Annotated in this window: 15 protein-coding genes and 1 other RNA gene; 7 read left to right on the forward strand and 9 right to left on the reverse strand. The window is 64.9% G+C overall.

Translation table 11 applies throughout. The features are described from left to right. The 4 genes from dnaX to KA354_00020 all read right to left on the reverse strand — a co-directional run. Positions 1-1,462 (reverse strand): DNA polymerase III subunit gamma/tau (gene dnaX / locus KA354_00005; protein MBP7933000.1); only part of this gene is annotated, 1,462 nt, incomplete at its 3' end. A gap of 113 nt (positions 1,463-1,575) precedes the next feature. Further along, an RNA gene (gene ffs, locus KA354_00010) (signal recognition particle sRNA small type) lies at positions 1,576-1,674 on the reverse strand. Positions 1,675-1,723: 49 nt separating this feature from the next. Then, entirely contained in the window at positions 1,724-2,944 is a 1,221-nt protein-coding gene (locus KA354_00015) for a peptidylprolyl isomerase (protein ID MBP7933001.1), read from the reverse strand. A gap of 128 nt (positions 2,945-3,072) precedes the next feature. Beyond that, positions 3,073-3,711 (reverse strand): hypothetical protein, encoded by a 639-nt coding sequence (locus KA354_00020; GenBank protein ID MBP7933002.1) that lies wholly within the window; start codon positions 3,709-3,711, stop codon positions 3,073-3,075. A 121-nt stretch (positions 3,712-3,832) separates the two neighbouring features. Here KA354_00020 and KA354_00025 point away from each other — a divergent pair, with 121 nt between their 5' ends. Both KA354_00025 and KA354_00030 read left to right on the forward strand, forming a co-directional pair. Then, entirely contained in the window at positions 3,833-4,981 is a 1,149-nt protein-coding gene (locus KA354_00025) for a radical SAM protein (protein ID MBP7933003.1), read from the forward strand. Positions 4,982-5,073: 92 nt separating this feature from the next. Continuing rightward, on the forward strand, positions 5,074-5,574 hold the full coding sequence (locus tag KA354_00030; GenBank protein MBP7933004.1) for a hypothetical protein: 501 nt from the start codon (positions 5,074-5,076) through the stop codon (positions 5,572-5,574). Positions 5,575-5,629: 55 nt separating this feature from the next. Here KA354_00030 and KA354_00035 read toward each other — a convergent pair whose 3' ends face one another. Continuing rightward, positions 5,630-7,060 (reverse strand): hypothetical protein, encoded by a 1,431-nt coding sequence (locus tag KA354_00035; GenBank protein MBP7933005.1) that lies wholly within the window; start codon positions 7,058-7,060, stop codon positions 5,630-5,632. 293 nt (positions 7,061-7,353) lie between these two features. Between KA354_00035 and KA354_00040 the strand changes: the two genes are divergently transcribed. Beyond that, a complete protein-coding gene (locus KA354_00040) occupies positions 7,354-8,628 on the forward strand; it encodes a Gfo/Idh/MocA family oxidoreductase (GenBank protein MBP7933006.1) in 1,275 nt (424 codons plus the stop codon). A 146-nt stretch (positions 8,629-8,774) separates the two neighbouring features. After that, entirely contained in the window at positions 8,775-11,006 is a 2,232-nt protein-coding gene (locus KA354_00045) for a VCBS repeat-containing protein (GenBank protein ID MBP7933007.1), read from the forward strand. Positions 11,007-11,156: 150 nt separating this feature from the next. Here KA354_00045 and KA354_00050 read toward each other — a convergent pair whose 3' ends face one another. Then, entirely contained in the window at positions 11,157-12,002 is an 846-nt protein-coding gene (locus KA354_00050; GenBank protein MBP7933008.1) for a pantoate--beta-alanine ligase, read from the reverse strand. A 166-nt stretch (positions 12,003-12,168) separates the two neighbouring features. On the opposite strand from KA354_00050, the gene KA354_00055 reads away from it, so the two are divergent. The 3 genes from KA354_00055 to KA354_00065 all read left to right on the forward strand — a co-directional run bounded on the left by KA354_00055 (position 12,169) and on the right by KA354_00065 (position 14,852). Further along, complete coding sequence (locus tag KA354_00055) at positions 12,169-12,771, forward strand: sigma-70 family RNA polymerase sigma factor (GenBank protein MBP7933009.1); 603 nt, start codon at positions 12,169-12,171, stop codon at positions 12,769-12,771. Positions 12,772-12,820: 49 nt separating this feature from the next. Beyond that, positions 12,821-13,459: a hypothetical protein gene (locus KA354_00060; protein MBP7933010.1), complete on the forward strand. Its 639-nt coding sequence runs from the start codon at positions 12,821-12,823 to the stop codon at positions 13,457-13,459. 61 nt (positions 13,460-13,520) lie between these two features. After that, positions 13,521-14,852: a hypothetical protein gene (locus KA354_00065; protein ID MBP7933011.1), complete on the forward strand. Its 1,332-nt coding sequence runs from the start codon at positions 13,521-13,523 to the stop codon at positions 14,850-14,852. A 46-nt stretch (positions 14,853-14,898) separates the two neighbouring features. On the opposite strand, the gene KA354_00070 is transcribed toward KA354_00065, so the two are convergent. From KA354_00070 to infC, 3 genes are all read right to left on the reverse strand, one after another. Further along, positions 14,899-15,870 (reverse strand): DHH family phosphoesterase, encoded by a 972-nt coding sequence (locus KA354_00070; protein ID MBP7933012.1) that lies wholly within the window; start codon positions 15,868-15,870, stop codon positions 14,899-14,901. Positions 15,871-15,880: 10 nt separating this feature from the next. Continuing rightward, the gene (locus KA354_00075) at positions 15,881-17,143 is read right to left on the reverse strand and encodes a sulfate adenylyltransferase (GenBank protein MBP7933013.1); all 1,263 of its coding nucleotides are present in this window, start codon (positions 17,141-17,143) and stop codon (positions 15,881-15,883) included. Positions 17,144-17,228: 85 nt separating this feature from the next. After that, positions 17,229-17,732, reverse strand: coding sequence for a translation initiation factor IF-3 (gene infC, locus KA354_00080; protein MBP7933014.1), 504 nt, complete (start codon positions 17,730-17,732; stop codon positions 17,229-17,231). Positions 17,733-17,758 lie beyond the last annotated feature (26 nt).

Genomic DNA, 17,758 nt, shown 5'->3' on the forward strand with positions numbered 1-17,758 from the left:
ATGTGGAGCGGGTCAACGGCGGCTCGCCGCCGTTGACCCGCTCCACATTGACCAGCGTCCCTCCGAACAGGTCCAGAGCCTGCCGCACGGACGGCTCCGCCCGGGCCTGTTCGATGTCCGCGCGACTGGCCTGGGTGGCGCCCTTGGCTGGAGCAGGCGGCGAAGCCGATCCGCGCGAACGAGTCCGCGAAGCGGCCGGCTTGGCCACCGGGGCCTCCTCGCGAACCTTCTGATCCGCTGGCTGCACAGGAGCGGCGACCGCCCGCACCCCAGCCGCTGCCGGACGAGAAGGAGCCGGACGGGAAGAAGCCAACTCCCCCGGCGCAGAACCCGTCAGCTCATCCAGCAACGACTGCACCGAGCGGTAGCCCACCTGACCAGCCAGCCGGACCATGGCCGCCTCGGTCAAGGCTCGACCCAGAGCACTGTAACGGACGTTGCGCCGCAGGTCCTCACACACCGCCATCATGTAAACAAACGCCTCCGGTTCAAAACGCCTGGCCAGAGCGATCATCCCATCACGCCCGTCGGCCGGCAAATCCACCAGCATCGTCTGCTCGCCGCATACCCGAAGCAGCATCAGCGCCCGAAGCTGCTCCACCAGCGACTCGGCCAGCCGCTCCAGGCTGTATCCGGCCGCCAGACACTCGTCCAACGACGCCAGGACACCGGCCGCATCCTTGTCCGCCAGTTGCCCGATCAGCCGCGTCAACGCCTCGTCGTGCGGCGCCGGCAACACGTCGTCGATCATCTCCAGCGTCAACCGATCGCCGCCCATGGCCATCAGCTGATCAAGAAGCGACAGGCCGTCACGCATCGAGCCGTTGGCCAGCCGGGCCACCCGCCGGATGACCTGCAGCTCGGCAGTCACACCCTCCTGCTCCAGAATCCAGTCAAAATGGGCCGCGATCCGGTCCACGCTGATCGCCCGGAAATCGAACCGCTGGCAGCGGCTCTGGATCGTGGCCGGCACTTTGTGCGGCTCCGTCGTGGCCAGAATGAACTTCACATGCCCGGGAGGTTCCTCCAACGTCTTGAGCAGGGCATTGAACGCCCCCGTACTCAGCATGTGCACTTCATCGATGATGTATATTTTGAAGCGGGATCGGGCGGGACGATAGATCGCGTTGCCCCGCAGCTCGCGGATGTTGTCCACCCCCGTGTTACTCGCGGCGTCGATCTCGATCACATCCACGTCCTGCCCCTCGGCAATGGCCGTGCAGGACTCGCACTTGCGGCAGGGGTCAACCGTCGGCTTGGGGCTAGCCAGACAATTCAGCGAACGAGCCAGGATCCGGGCCGCCGAGGTCTTGCCCACCCCACGCGTGCCGGTGAACAGATAGCCATGGTGAACACGTTCGCTGTTGATCGCGTTCTTGAGCGTGGTGGCTACGGCCTCCTGCCCAACCAACTCGTCAAACGTCCAGCTCCGGTACTTCCTGGCTAAAACGGTATATGCCATCGAAGCTCCAGCTCCTCCCGGCCCGTCGCCCGTACGGCCGCGTAAACCCGGAGAGCCGCAGGCCGGCAATCCAGCCCGCGGCTCCCCTGACGAAGCCCTGAGTCTACCACATTGAGGGCCAGGTTGACCACGGCACCTGGAACACAAAGGCTGGGCTGCTACCGTTAGGTCCTGACCCGTTGTCCCTCAGCCCCACTGCATGGGACCCGACCCTCAATGTGATCGACTCAGTCGATTGTCTCCTTACCGGCCATGCCGGATTCACTTGCGCGCGGGATTCGCCGGCTGACTGTCCGCCGGCCTTGGCCGCACGGGCGACGGGCCAACCTTGCCGTCATCGCTCTTCGCGCCTGCCATCGCGGAACCCGCCGCTCCCTGGGGCCCAAGCTTGCTCAACCCCGACGGCCGAGTCGTCGCGCTCCTGGTGTTCCCTCCAATCGCCCGAGGACTCGTGTCGCGGTCCCACTCCTTCAGTGGCATATTCTCCAGCGATATGGCTTGAATGTAAACCGGCTCCCGCGGGCGGTCGTCGTTCCCTACCGGGATAGCGGCCATCTTGCGAAGCGTCTCGAACGACTCATCTCCCACCAGATAGCCAAAAGCCGTCTGGTTGCCGTCAAAGGACGGCTGCCGCCCCAGGCAGATGAAAAACTGGCAACTCGCGGAATCAGGGTCGCGCATCGATCTGGCCATGCCCACAGTGCCCAACTCGAACGGGATGTTGCTGAACTCGGCAACCAGACGCTTGCCGTCCGATCGCACACCTCGCCGGTCACCCCGGGGATCGCCACCTTGAATCAGACCACCGGGAATGATCCGGTTGAAGGTCAGCCCGTCGTAGAACCGCTGCTCGACGAGCTCGATGAAGTTCTGAACATGGTTCGGAGCTTCTTCGTAGTAGAACCGCATCCTCATCTTGCCGAAGCTGGTCGTGAACACAGCTTGCCTTTGAGGCAGAACCTGAATCTGCAGCGGCGGCGACTCGACCGCCCCCTCATACGGACGCCAGACCAGCGTGTATTTGCCGGGGCGTCGAAGAGAATCATAGTACTGGCTCATCTCCAGCCGTACACCGACCGATCCGTGCGGAGCCAGTTGAATGGCCGGCACCAGACCGCGGGGCGAAACCGACACCGAGGTGTCAAACGCGTCGCCATGAACGTCGCGGATGGAAAGCCCTGAGAAACCCACGCCGCTGAACACGTGAGCCGTGGGCAATCCCATAAGCGGAGCACCCGCCCCTTCGCTCGTGGTCCTGGGAATCTGCAGACTGACCGGCGCCGTCGTCAGGTTGGTGAGGATGAAGTCGATCCACACTTCCCGCCCGGCTTGAACCAGCGGCCGGTCCGTCCGGAGCCAGGCCGCGATGATCGGCGCAGGCTGAGTCGCCGGGCCGCGGGCCTCCTCCTTGCCCGTGGCCTCACCCAACCCGAAGGCCGTCGTCGCCGCCGCGATTCCCAATAGGTAGATCCAGGTTCGCATGCAAGCTGTCTCTCAGGCCCAGTCCGCTGATAACCTCATGATGCATCGAATCTTACAGACGACGAGCCCCCTTCGGGGCGCTTCCCGGCTCAACCCTTATACACACCGCTCCTCGCGGCCGACGCAGACTAGCGCGGAGCCGATGCGGTCGCCGGCCGGCTCGCGGGAGCCCCGACGGACTTGTTCGCCAAACCCATCCCCGGCTGACTGGCCACCACCCGCATAACCTCAATGTCCTCCCTGGGAACCGGTCCCAGACGCCACACATCACCTTCCTTGAACACCATCAGCGGCACATCGCGCTCACGGCGACCTTTCGAGTCCGGATTCCTAAGCTCCACCTTGGCCAGAACATACCAGCGGTGCAGAGGATCCTTGGGCCTCGGAAACACCTTCCGAACCGTTACCCCCTTCACGCCCTGCCAAACCTTCTTGAAGTCCGCTTCCGAGGTGGGCCGATAATCCACCCCGAAAAGCTGGCGGTAGGCGTCGTAGTCTCCGCGCCCACAAACATCCAGGCAGTGCTCAATGAACTTGTTCACCGTTGCGTCCGCCTGGCGGCAATCAGGAGGAAAGACCACCGTCGGGCGTGGCGCACCAGGAATCTGGCGAGCCAGGTCCGGCCGGTCGATCTGCGGTCCGTCCTCGGCTTTCCGGTTCCCCGAACACTCGCAGCCACCCATCGTGCAGACCGCCAACCCGAAAGCCCAGAGGAGCCTAATCCCCGTTCCGACAAGCATCTCCGTGCCATCTCGCATCACGCCCATCTTAGTGCCCATCCCCTCCCGCGCCAATCGCGGCCCGGCTTCGCCGCCGCCTGATGGACGGCTCGCCTTGACCCTGTCGCCACTCTATCATGGGCCGGAGCAAGGCCGCAGGCACGCACTCATGACCATGGAGCTGCCCATGCCCCCACCGCTTCGACTGGTTTTCTGGGAGACAACCGCTGGCTGCAACCTCGAATGCATTCATTGCCGCCGGCTGGACGTCTCCAAGGAACTCATGCGCAACGACCTGAACACCGAGGAGGGCCGGCGACTCATCGACCAGATCGCCGCGGTCGGACGTCCCGTCCTGGTCCTCTCGGGCGGCGAGCCGCTGATGAGGCCGGACATCTTCGACTTGGCCGCCCATGCTAGAAACGCCGGACTGCTGGTCGCTCTGGCCACTAACGGCACGATGATCGACGCCCCCCTCGCCGAACGCATCGCCGAGACCGGCTTCGATCGAGTCAGTGTCTCCCTGGATGGTTCGAACGCGGCCACCCATGACCATTTCCGCGGACAGATGGGCTCGTTTGGCCGCTCCGTGCAGGCCCTCGAGCACCTGCGAACCGCAGGCGTCGCCACGCAGATCAACTGCACTATCGCTCGGCACAACCAACACCAGCTCGGCGAGATCCTCGAACTGGGGAAGCGAACAAACGCGGTGGCCGTGCACTACTTCCTGCTCGTCCCGGTGGGCTGCGGTGAACAGATCGCCCAGAGCCAAATGCTCAGCACGACCGAGGTCGAGAAGCGACTGCTCGAAATCTACCATCTGGAGCAAGGCACATCCCTCCAGATCAAGGCCACTTGCGCCCCCCACTACTACCGAATCATCCGGCAGCAGGGCAAGATCGCACGCCGGGCCTCTGCCCCCCGGCACGCCGACCAGACCACGTCAGGAGATGCAGCGGGATACGCCCAAACCCGGGACCATCCCGCCAACCATCCGCACGGCCAGCTCCACAGCATCACCAAGGGCTGCCTGGCGGGCACGGCCGTCTGCTTCGTCTCTCATCAAGGACAGGTCTTCCCTTGCGGCTATCTGCCCGTGGCCTGTGGCGACATCCGACACCAGAACTTCGGGGACATCTGGCGCGAGAGTACCGTCTTCAGCGACCTCCGCAACCCGAGCAAGCTGACCGGTAAGTGCGGGGCGTGCGAGTTCAAGACCATCTGCGGCGGATGCCGGGCCCGGGCATTCTACCAGTACGGCGACCTTCTGGCCGAGGAGCCGTACTGCGAGTACCCGCCGCGGCCCCAGCCACCATAACCCGGCTGCCTGCGCGTCCCCGCGACCGCGGCATGCAGCATCGAGCACCGGAGTGGGCGACACCAGCGCCGGGCAGCCGATAACACTCAGCAATGCCCCAGCCGCTTCGGACACTGCTGATCACACCGTTCTTCGACACAGCCCCACCCAGCGGTGGAGCACTGCCCTCGATGACCACGGCCGGCGAGTGGCTTCGCCGCGGACGGCAGGTGGCCGTCGTCTGCACCCGGCGAGAGCGGCAGCTCGGGCCGCTCCAGAACTACGCCGATAGCGGGCAACTCGAGATACACGCGATCGCGACCGAAGAACAGGTCCGATTCTCGCATCACCGCCACGCCGAGGTCGGAGCCGCGGCGACCATGGTGCTGCGGACGTTCCACCCTCACGGGGTTCATGTCCACAACTTCCAGGGACTGCTGGCCCGGTCACCCACCGCCCAGTCACCGCCCGCCCGCCGCGACGGCCGACAATGGCCTGCCCGAGCCCGACCACTTGCCGGCCTCCAGAACTCCCTGCCACAGACGCGAGCCGTTCCACTCCTCGTCGGGGCGGCTACACCAGAATCCATGAAGAATTGCCAAAAAAGGAAGTGACAATCCACCCACCCGGCTCAAGGCCCGTGACGCCGACCATCCAAAGCCAAGCCGACTACTCAGGTGTATGAGCCGCATACCCGACATGCTGACCGGCGGCACCCAGATCCGGCCAGACGCCGGTCGACACACCGGCCAGCAGGGCGGCACCAAACGAGGCCTCCTCGCGATGCCTGGGCACCACCACGGGGAGGCCAAAACGCGAGGAAATGATCTCCCGGAACAGGGGGTTCTTGCGGACCGCGTTGCCCGACGCCACGACGACGGTGTGATCGGAATCACGCTCTCCGACCGAGGAACGGTAAAACGCGCACAACTCCTCGATGATGCCTTCGAGCACCGCGCGGGCCACGTTCCCCAGCTTGAAGTTGTCGAGCGAGACCCCCTCGAAAGAACCTCGCAGAAGAGGGTCGGTACGCGTCCCAGCGAGGGTGGTCCGAGCGGTGAGCCCGCCCGCACCGCCCGGAGCGAGACTAGCCAGACCGACCAGGCGAGCGTAGACCGTCTCTCGATCGGGTACCCCGGCGAACGGGGCGATCCACTCACGAACCACGTCGTTCAGCCAGGCCAAGGCCCGCCCGCCACATAGGCTGGCTCCAACCAGCATATACCTTTTCATCGGTAGATACCGAGTCTCCATGCCCTCCGCTCGACTGAACCCCGGTATCGCCCAACTGATCTGCCCACCCGTACCCAGGTTCACCAGGACCGAATTGTCCATCTGTGCGATGCTGCCGAGCACGCTCGCCTGGTTGTCGCCGATGGCATTGCATACCGGCGTGCCCGCAGGCAAGCCCGTGGCTCGGGCGGTTGCCGCGGACAACCGGCCAATCACCTCGCCCGACTCCCTGACCGGAGGCAGCAGTTCGACAGGCAAATCCAGGGCCTCGCAGATGCGGCGATGCCACGCCATCGCGGCCAAATTGAACACACCAGCGCTGCCGGCATGGCTGGGATCGGTCACTGGCATCTGTTCCGTCAACCAGCCGGCAATCCAGTCGGCCGCGAAGCTGACCCGAACCACACCTCTCAGCGTGGCCCGGTCCCGAGAGAGCCAGAAGAGCGTGCTGCCCATGAAGCCGCTGGCCGGCAGACAGCCACACGCATCCCACACCCGGGCCGGCACCAGAATCCGCATCTGCTCCAGGCTGCTCCGCCCGTGAGCATCCGGCTCCAGGCATCGCCCATCTTGCCAGGTCACCAGGTTGCCCAACGGCTCGGCACGCTCGTCCAGACACATCATCCCGTGCATCTGCCCGGTGATGCCGATGCCGGCCACATCGCTGATCCGCTCACCCAGCTCGGACAGCACCTCCACAACCCGCTCCCGAATCCGCCGCGGGTCCTGTTCCGTACGACCGGTCGGCAGACCGGCTACCGCCGAGTCGTTCGGCCGCTCAACCGAAACCAGCAGTTCTCCCGAAGTCGAGACGCCCACGCCGCAGATGGTGGTAGTACCGATGTCGAGGCCCAGGATGGCTTTCATGATGGCCCCCATGGTAACCGGCCCAACGCGGAATTCGAGAGGGCCGACGAATACCCAAGGGTCGGGCGCCGGAACGAGCCCCGCGATCCCCACCACCCACTCCACGCACCACCAGGGTAAGCCTCTCCGAGGCCAGGGCAGGCTGGGTAGGCCCGCAAGCCCCGTCCCCTCACCACCCCCATAAAAGCCGGACGATTGGCGCAATCGCAGCCCCGGAATACACTCTTACCCTCAGTGGCCCGCTTCCGGTCCCAGTAACCTCATTCGGCATGCCACTCAGGAGGTGCGGGGTAATGACTTCTGGAAATCAGATCTCTCGACGGGCGGTTCTCAAACGCGGGGCGGCGGCGTCCATCGGCGTGGCAGCACCCTACATCATCCCTGGTGGAGTCCTGGCCGCTCCCGGCCGGCCGGGAGCCAACGACCGGGTCATCCTCGGCTTCATCGGCACCGGCGGCCGCGCCCGCCAACTGATGAACCATGTCCCCGCGGAAGGCCGCATCGTGGCCATCTGCGACTGCTATCTCCAGCGATGCGTCGAGACGCTCAAGGAGAAGAAGACCGAGTGGACCAGCTATCAGTACCACCAGAAAATGCTCGAGAAGGAGAAACTCGACGCCGTGGTCGTGGCCACCACCGATCATGCCCGCGTGCTGCCCTGCATCCATGCCTGCCAGGCCGGCCTCGATATCTACGCCGAGAAACCGCTCACGCTGACCATCCGAGAAGGACGGGTACTGGTCAACGCCGTCCGCAAGTACAAACGCATCTTCCAGGTCGGCTCCCAGCAGCGAACCATGGAAATGAACCGATTCGCCTGCGACTTCGTGCACAAGGGAGGCCTGGGCAGACTCAAGAAAGCACAGGGCGTCTGTTACACCGGTCCGCGCGACTACGAGGGACTCCCGCCGCAGCCAGTCCCCGAGGGCGACGACTGGAACGTCTGGCAAGCCCAGACCGAGGCCCGCCCCTTCAACCACGCCCTTCAGTTCGGCTGGATGGGCTGGCGCGACTACTCCGGCGGCGAAATGACCAACTGGGGCGCCCACGGCGTCGACCAGATCCAGTGGGCCTTGGGAATGAGCGATAGCGGCCCGGTCGAAATCTGGCCAACCAGCCCCGGCCCCCACGGCGCTGTCTCGATGAAGTACCCCGGCGGAATCCAGGTGGACTACGACATGCCCCAAGGCCCCATGGGAGGCGGCGTGTTCATCGGCGAAAACGCCAAGATGGTCATCGACCGCAACGTGTTCACTACCGAGCCGGCCGGCGTGGTCGCCAATCCGCCCGACCCGGGCGTGGCCAAGGCCTGGGAAGGGCCGGACTGGGTCTCGCGGCCGCACATGCAGAACTGGATCGACTGTATCAAGAGTCGCCAGCGCCCCAACGCGGATGTGGAGATCGGCCACCGCTCGATCAGCGTGTGCCACCTGGCCAATATCGCTCGCCAGATCGGGCGTCGGCTTCGCTGGGATCCGGAGCGGGAAGTCTTCCCCGGCGATGAGGAGGCTAATGCCTACCTGGACCGCCCCCGCCGCAAGGGCTGGGAGCTGCCCACCATCACATAGGGTGAGGAACGCATCACCAGGCCGGTGTGGTACCGGCGTCTGACCGCCGAGTCGTCAGTGGCTCAGGATGAACGCGGTGAGAACCATCGGATGATTCGTTGGCACGACGCTTGTCGTCCCATCTGTTACGCGAGGAGAATACGACTGTGAAAAAGAACTCCTGGATGCTCGTCGCTCTGATCGGGAGCGTGGGGTCCGCGGCCAGCATGGCCCAGGATGCAAGCTCGATTTCCAGGCAATACAGGGCCTTGAAGGTCCCTGCCCCCTCGCCCGGCTCAACCTGGGCGGTGCTCGACAAGAACGGAGCCAATGCCAAGGTCACTCCCTATTTGTCCTCGCTAGGCCATGGAGAGGCCGGAACGGGCGTCATGACCTCGCCGCCGTTCATCATCGGCGCCAGGAAGATCACCTTCACCATCTGCGGCCACGACGGACAGACCGGCGGCCACGGGGCCAACTTCGTCGCCCTGGTCGATGCGCGCAAGGGCAACGTGCTGATGAAGACCGCCCCGCCGCAAAACGACGCCATGCAGGAACGTGAATGGGACGTGAGCGGGCTCCAGGGAACCGAGGTCCGGATCGAGGCCCGCGACGGCGATGCCGGCGGCGCGTTCGCCTGGATGGGCATCGGTTGGATTGACGCCGGCGACGCCCTACGCGTCGACTTCAAGAACGGCATGCCCAGGGGCTGGGCCCAGACGCAGAAGAAAGAGGAGATGCGCTACGAAACCGTCGCCGGCGGCGTTCCCTTCAAACGGCTTGCCGAGGCATATACCGTCGTCCCCGGCAGCGGATCGGTCCAGATCCCCTGCGGCTTCACCGCAACCCGCCTGTTCTTCCTCGGCTGCACCGCCCACCACTTCAAACCGCTCGAGTCCTTCGCGGGTATCGAAGTCCACTACCGCGCCAGCTCGCCCGACGTCTTTCCCCTGATGTGCGGCTTCACGCTCGACGGAACCTACAAAACGCTGAGCCCGTCACCGGCTATGTACCTCCACGCCTCCGCGGATCCTTACCAGCACTACCTGGTGATCAAGACCCGCGCCGAAGTGATCGAGAAGATCCGGTTGGTCGCGCAGCCCGACCGCTTCCCAATCCCGCGGATCACGGCCATCACCGCCGAGACCACCGCCGAATCCGAACAGCTCATGCCCCTCCCCGACGCGTCCCAGCCGGCCGACGAGTCCGCCTGGATCGACGCCCACGGTCTGTTGCCCGGCTCGCCTGATCTGGGCGATATCATCGACCGGATCCGCCGTGCCCATCACATCCCGCCTGAGGCCGCCACCCCCGTCGGCTTCAAGAAGCTGCAGCTCGACACCGCCTTTCGCAGCGAGGGCGTGGCCGTGGCCGATCTCGACGGCGATGGCCAACTCGACATCGCTGCGGGAAGCGTCTACTACGCCGGGCCCGACTGGAAGAGGGTCCCCATCCTCGCCGAGGCCAGGGAATTCAACCGCTTCGGCTATAGCGATGCGTTCCTGTGCTTCGCCGATGATGTCAATGGTGACGGCAAGCTCGATCTCGTGGAGGTCGGCTTCCCGGGCAAGCAGACGTTCTGGTTCGCCAATCCCGGCAAACGCGGCGAGACCTGGAAGCAGTATCTGGCCATCGAACAAACCGGCAACGAGACACCCGCCTACACCGACATCAACGGCGACGGCCGCAAAGAACTCATCTTCGTGGACGACGGGAAGGGGCAGTGTGCCCTGGCCCAGCCTGGCCAGGACCCCGCCCGACCCTGGACCATGACGCCCATCTCACCACCCGACAAGTCAGCCCCGCCCCCCGCCCACGGGCTCGGCGTCGGCGACATCAACGCCGACGGCCGGCTCGACGTGGTCTTTCCCCAAGGATGGTACGAAGGCCCAGCCGACAAGAAAGCGACCCCCTGGCCGTTCCACGCCGCAACCCTCTTCGGCGAGGCCCAACTCTGCGTCTCGGATTTCGACGGCGACGGCGACAGCGATGTGCTTGGCACCAGCGCCCACCGCTACGGCATCGCTTGGACCGAGCAAACACCGAACGGCTGGCAAAGGCACGACATCGACGACGCTATCTCCCAAACTCACGCCATCGCGGTGGCCGACATCAACGGCGACGGCCTCCCCGACTTCGTGACCGGCAAACGCTTCTGGGCCCACAACGGCAACGATCCCGGCTCGTTCCAGCCCGCCTGCCTGTTCTGGTTCGAGCAGAAACGCGAGGCCGGCCGCCCAACCTGGCTCAGGCATACCATCGACACCAACAGCGGCGTCGGCCTGCACCTCGCGATTGTGGATCTCAACGGAGACAGACTCCCTGACCTGGTCACCGCCAACAAGAAGGGCGTGTTCATCTTCCAGCAGCTGCCGACCGGGGAGAAGGCGGCACGCTGAGCCTGCCACATCCCGTGCCACGTCCCTGCATGCGGAAAGGCCTCAAGGCCTTGCCGCGGGCGTGCTCCCCTTCCCGCCGGCTGGATCGCCCTGACTGTCTCGACGTCTCACTTCTGGCCGTCGGTGTTTGAACTCCTCGGCTTTGCAGCCTCACCCTTCCACCACAACGTTGTCTATCAACCGGGCCGGTCCGATGTGGACGGCCAGAGCAATGAGACATCGACCGGCAACCGTCGTCTTCGGGACGAGGTTGTCCGCGTCGACGATTTCAACATAGTCGATCCGGCACAAACCGGACGACGCAATCCGCTTGCGCATTTCCGCCACCAGCGCCGCGACATCACGCTGGCCGGCGGCGATCGTCTGCTGAGCCCACCTGAGCGCCCCGGACAGGCAGAGCGCCTGCCTCCGGTCGGCAGGGGACAGGTACATGTTCCGGCTGGACATGGCCAGACCGTCAGGCTCGCGGATGATCGGACAGGTAACAATCTCCAACGGGAAGCACAGGTCGCGGACCATCCGCCGGATGACCGCGACCTGCTGGGCGTCTTTCTGGCCGAAATAGGCCCGGTCCGGCTGGACGATGTTGAACAGCTTGGCAACCACCGTGGCCACCCCATCGAAGTGGCCCGGACGAAACCGCCCACACAACCCTTCGGTGAGGCGGGCGACTGCCACGCGCGTGGTCTCGCCCACCGGATACATCTCCTCAACCGAAGGCATGAATACTGTGTCTACTCTTTCGTCAGCGCAACAGGCTAGGTCGGCCTCGGCCGGGCGGGGATACCGCTGGTAATCCTCGCTCGGGCCAAACTGCGTCGGGTTGACGAAGATCGACACCACGACCTCCTGGCACTGTTGGCGCGCGATCCGCATGAGGGAGCGGTGCCCCTCGTGCAGGGCCCCCATGGTGGGTACAAACCCGATCGTCCGGCCGGCACGGCGAGCGGGGGCAAGGCCGCTTCGGAGATCGTGGATTGTATCTATCTTTCGCATTGACAAGCACCTATAGCAGCATGGCCCGAAAAGAAGCCCGCCGCACCACCCAGCCGTCAGGCCCAAACGGCATGGCGTTGACAGGCCGCCGGAACGGCCGATACTCTTCCTTGGCCGTCATGAACTTCTCGCATCTAACCCTTTTATGGCCGCGGTGTCTATACCAATGACGGAATCGAACCGGCCGCTGTTCACGGAGGACGCAGGCAAGCGAGACGCCGCCTGGGTCCGTGCCGCGTTGGCTGGGGATTCCGGCGCCTTTGGCAATTTGGTGGAGACGTACCAGCGGGCCGCGGTGGCGACTTCCTACCGACTGCTGAGCAACAGCGATGACGCTCAGGAAATCGCCCAGGACGCCTTCCTGAAAGCGTACCAGTCATTGTCACGGCTGCACGACCCGACGCGATTCGGCCCCTGGCTGCTGCGAATCGTCAGCAACCTGTCGCTGAACGCCCGCCGCTCGCGGCGGTCGAACCAGTCGGTCACGCTGGACGAGGAACAGGGCACCGGCAACGATTCCGACCGGACCACGTTCAGCCCCGGGCCAGATCGCCGGACCGAAGGCCGGGAGCTGCAAACGGCCGTCGATCTTGCCCTCCTGCGGCTGCCTGAGAAGCAGCGTTTGGCCCTGTTGCTGTTCACCGTCGAGGGCTGGGCCCAGAAGGACATCGCCGAGGTCCTGGAGTGCAGCCTCGAAACCGTGAAGTGGAACGTCTTCCAGGGCCGTAAGAAGTTGAAGGAGCTTTTAGGGGACCAGCTGACCAGATGAGGGACACGGGACATAGCGTATACTCCATCGCCGCATGGGGCAGGCCGTCATGAACAGGCAAATCGACGAGCGTGATGAGTTGCTGCTGAGCAGGCTGCTGGACGGCGATCTGACGGAGCCCGAAGAAATTGAGCTTGCAGCCCGACTCGAGCGCGAGCCTGAGTTGCGGGCCTCGCGCGATGCGCTGGCCCGGCTGAATCAGGCCCTTGTCGCCCGGCGGCAGGACGTCCCGAACGTCGATTGGGCGCGATTTCGGTCGCGGGTCATGGACTCGGTCGAAACGCAGTCCTCAGCCGCCCGGCTCATCCGCTTCCCACGCTGGCTGCGAGTGACCGCGCCCCTGGCCGCAGCGGCAGTCCTGGCGCTTGTCATCCTGGCCAGCCGCCCTCCCGGCTCGGTTACGCATCACAACCGGAAACCGGCAGAGGTCGTGACCCTCGGAGCGCCACACCACGGCCAGGGCGGCGTGCTCCTCGTGCAATACGATCGCCCAGCCGCGACCATGAGCCCTCCCACTGCCCAGGCGTCCGTCGTTCAGGTAAACTACGTCCAGTCCGCCGAGCTGCAGGAGGCCACTCGACGAATCGACAAGGCTCGCGAGAATCAGCCATCCTGGCGAGTCTATACCGCCCACGGATCGGCATCCTCGCCGATCTCGGCCGACATGTTGGATACCCCGCCGTTGTGACCATCGGGGTGAGACTGGCGTCCGGCCCTCGCGAAGCCAGACGCGTTCGCTGGAGTGAGTGATGCCTCGATACTTCGTTCTGACCGTGCGTTACCTGATCGTTACGGTTGCGGCCCTCGTGTTGGCCCCCTCCTTCGTCCTCGCCGCGGACGCCGGAGCCCAGCCTCAACCTGCGCCGCCAGGGGAAGCTTCGGGCAGCGCCGCCACGGCGGCGACGCCCGCTACCCCACCTCCGGCAACTCCAACTGAACAGACCAGGACAAGCTCCGACGCCTCGATCCCGGGCGATGAACCCGACGAGCATGAGATCCGGATCATCAAGGCACTCGAGCAACCCACCAAGCTGGAGGTTCAGAACACCCCTATCCAGAAGGCCCTGCAACAGCTGGCCGACAGCACCGGGATTCCGATTCGCCTGGCAACAGGCACCGCGTCACTGCTCCCCTACGGCTCTCAGACCAACCTGACCGCCAAGATCGAGAATCAGCCGCTCAAGGAGAGCCTGACCGCCCTGCTGCGGCCGCTCGGGCTGCAGTTTGCCCCGCAACACGATCACGTCCTGGTGTCACCCGTCCCGCCGCTCTATCGAATGTCCCGCCGGGCGAGTTGGGAGGAACTCGACCTGCTCAAGAAGCTTGCCACCACGCCGTGGAGCAAAGACCTGTTCGATGCACTGCCATTCCAGTTCCAGGACAGCCCGGCGGCCGACGCCGCCGCCAACCGGGAGACCTTGGGCCGGCTGGCCGACGCGATCGGGGCGGGACAGGCCGCCGAGGTGCTCGAACACGCCTGCCTGCAGCACGGCTGGGTGTGGAGCCTCAACGGGAACGTGATCGTGATCTCGACCAAGACGCGGCAGATCGAGAAACAGCTCGACCGGCGGGTGTCGCTCCGCTACGTCCAGGCAAACCTGAAGGATGCCTTGATGGATCTCGCCGCCCGGGCGGGCGTGCTTCTCCATTTCGATCCCGGCGTGCTGGCCTCGCTGCCACCCCAGACCGCCGAGCGCTTCTCCCTCTCGATGGAGAATACGACGATTCGTCAGGCCTTGGAGATCATTGCGGGCGAAACCGGACTCATGTACTTCATCGAGGCGGACGGGGTGCGGATCTCGAACAACTTGGTTTCACCCACCACCGGCACCGGTCCGGCCGGAGCAGGCGGTTCCAGCCAGGCCCAGGTCGAAGCCACCGCCCAGGCCACCGCCGCCGCTCTGCGGGCGACATCGGTCATCGGGCAGATCAGCTTCCCCCTGAACGACGGCACCACGGCGTCTTTCTACCTCCGCCAGGGCGATCTGCCTCCCGAGGTCAACGAGATGCGCAAGATCCGGATCGACAAGGCGATCAACCAGCTGCGCAAGCATCTCAGTGCCGAGCAGCGCCGGGATTGAGATAGCATCTCATAGAGCTAAAAAGATCTAGAAGCGCGTGCCCCCGCTACGCGGATGGCCCCAGGAAGCTGACCGCGTGATCCAGCACCCGTCGGACGACCTCATCCATGGCGCCGCGCACGCGGACGCCCGCGGAATGGGCGTGGCCGCCGCCGCCCAGGCTGATCGCCAGGGGCAAGATCTCGGTGCTCTCATCGCCGCGGAGATTGACCCGGACGAGGCCCGGTTCCGCCTCGGAAAGCAGCATGGCGATCCGTATCCCGGACAACGAACGGGGAATGGAAACCTGGTCGTCGATGTCGGCCGGAGTGCAACCCGCGGCCTGAATCTCGGCCAGAGTGAGCGTGCTGTACGCAATGCGGCCGTCGCCGACCAGCCGGGTGTTGTGATAAACGGTCCGCATGAGATCGAACTCGTGAGGATGATGAGAACGATACAGCCTCGCCCCGACCTGCTCGACGTCCGCTCCGGCGCGAACCAGGCCAGCCATCGCCTCGAATGTCTCCGCCGAGGCGGTCGGCAAGGTGAAACCGCAGGTATCGGCATGGATGCCGGCGTAGAGGAGCGAGGCGGTGACGCCGTCCAGCGGCCAGCCCGCGGCGACGATCAGTCGATAGATCAGTTCGCAGGAACTGCTGGCACTGTCCACCACCCAGTTGATCCGGCCGTAATCGGGATTGGTCACGTGGTGGTCAATGTTGACCACGAACTTGTCCTCGACCGCGGTCCATTCGCCGGGCACACTGACCCGGCCGGGGCCCGCCGCATCCACGGTGACCAGAACGTCGGCACGGGTGACGCGCACGGCATCGGCCATCGGGACACGGCCCCAGTCGAGCATGAACCTGAGCCTGCGGCTCAGGTGCCTGCCGGGAAGCACGACCGCCCTGTCCGGGGCGGGCAGTACCCGACCCAGGGCAAGCATGGCCCCGAGGGCGTCGACATCGGGATTGGTATGCCCCGCGATCACCGGAGCTTGGGCATCGTTCAGGGCTGTGATGAGTTCTGCGGGCGGCATACCCAACCGTTCACTGCTTGCGGCCCATCGCCTCGATTAACACCCGGGCGGTGGACTCGCGCATCAACCGAGGGTCGGGCAGCCGACCGGCGGCCAGGGCCTCGCGAACATCGCGGCCGCTGATCGCAATCGGCTTCCACCCCCTCTTGCTGCACTCGTCGACCAGGCCGACGCGGCCCAACTCCTCATAGTAAGCGGCGAAGCCGACCTTGACCGGCTTGATCGCCAGATCCCCGTTGAGCTCGTCGAAGATCCGCTGAGCCGCCAGCGGATCCCAGATGTCCTTGCCGTCGTGATAGGGAGCATCGGCGTGCTTGCGGCCGATGATGATGTCCGTGAAGCCGAAGTTCTGCCGGTAGATACCGTGCATGATCGCTTCCTTGGGACCGGCGTAGAACATCTTGATGTCCAGGCCGAGCAACAAGGCCACGTCGTTGATGTCGTAGCCGGCTTTCTTCCACACCTCCACGTCCTTGTCGCCCTCGCCGAGTTGCCGGTTGTCGAGCAGGGCCTGGTAGGTGCGCATCCGGGTGAGCGCATCCACATCGTCGGACTTGGTCTCGCCGATGAGCGGATTGAGGACCACACCGGTGTAGAAACCCTGGCGGGTGAGCACCTCCGCGCCATAGACCAGGGCGTACTCGTGAGCCCGGTGGAGGGGATTGCGGGTCTGAAAGGCGACCACCCGCTTGAACTGCCGTTTGGCGAACAGGGCCCGGGTCTCCTCCGGGCGGAGCACGTACTTGCCGTACTCGGGATGCTTGGGCTGGGGCAGGACCTCGAGCTCGCCGCCGACCAGCAATTCGCGATCGTCGGCCATGACCATCTGCCCGCCGGGGTGATCCAGGCGCGAGGTCTGGTAGACGGCGTGGACGTATCCGGCCTTGTCGTAGGGGAAGATGTCATCCACCCGCAGGATGCCCACCGCATAGCCGGCGGTGTTCATCAGCCGCACCCTGCGGCCGACCTTGAAGGAGGCGGCCACGTCTTTGGCGACGGGCAGGGAAATCGGAATCGTCCAGGCGTACTTGCGACCGCCGGAATCGAGGTGTGCGTCACGAATGACCTGATCGCAGACTTGCTTGGTCATCGGTCCGACCAGCGGACTCAAGCCGCCGTCGCCGATCCGGTAGACGCTGGAGAGGTCGGCGTCGCTGACCGGCATGGCGGGCAGCGAGTTCATCTCCTTGCGGAACTCGGCCTGACGATCAGTTGGGACAGTGCGGTTGACCGGCCTCGACAGGCCGCCGTGCGGGGGGATCAAATCGACCATGGGCGTGTGAACCTGCTCTTCCTTTCAAGCCATGCGCCGGAGATGCCTGCGCGGCAGGCGGAGCGGCGCGGTACGTCATCGCGGGTCAGGCTTTCTTGACCGGGGCCAGAATCATGATGAGCCGCCGGCCTTCGCTCCGCGGCGGGCGCTCCACTTTGACCTTGTCGCCCATCATGGCAATGATGCCGTTGAACATCTGGAAGCCCAGTTCCTGGTGGAAACGCTCGCGACCCCGGAAGATCATCGTGAACTGGACCTTGTCCCCCTCCTCCACGAAGCCCTGGGCCTGTTTCATCTTGATGTCACGGTCGTGCTGGCCGATGTCCGGATGCAGACGGATTTCCTTGAGTTTCTGTTCGTGGGTCTTCTGCTTGCGCTTCTTCTGGGCGTACTTGAACTTGCCGTAGTCCATGATCCGGCAGACCGGCGGGCGTTCGGTCGGGGCGACCTCGACGAGGTCCATTCCCGCGGCTCGGGCGCGGGACAAGGCGTCGTCGGTCGATATCACCCCCAACTGGTTGTTGTTCTCGTCGATCACGCGAATCGGCGAGATCCGGATCTGTTCGTTGCAGCGATGGGCTTGAGCGATGGCTCGTTCCTTTCAGATGTAACTCG

The organism is Phycisphaerae bacterium (assembly GCA_018003015.1).
Classification (GTDB): domain Bacteria; phylum Planctomycetota; class Phycisphaerae; order UBA1845; family PWPN01; genus JAGNEZ01.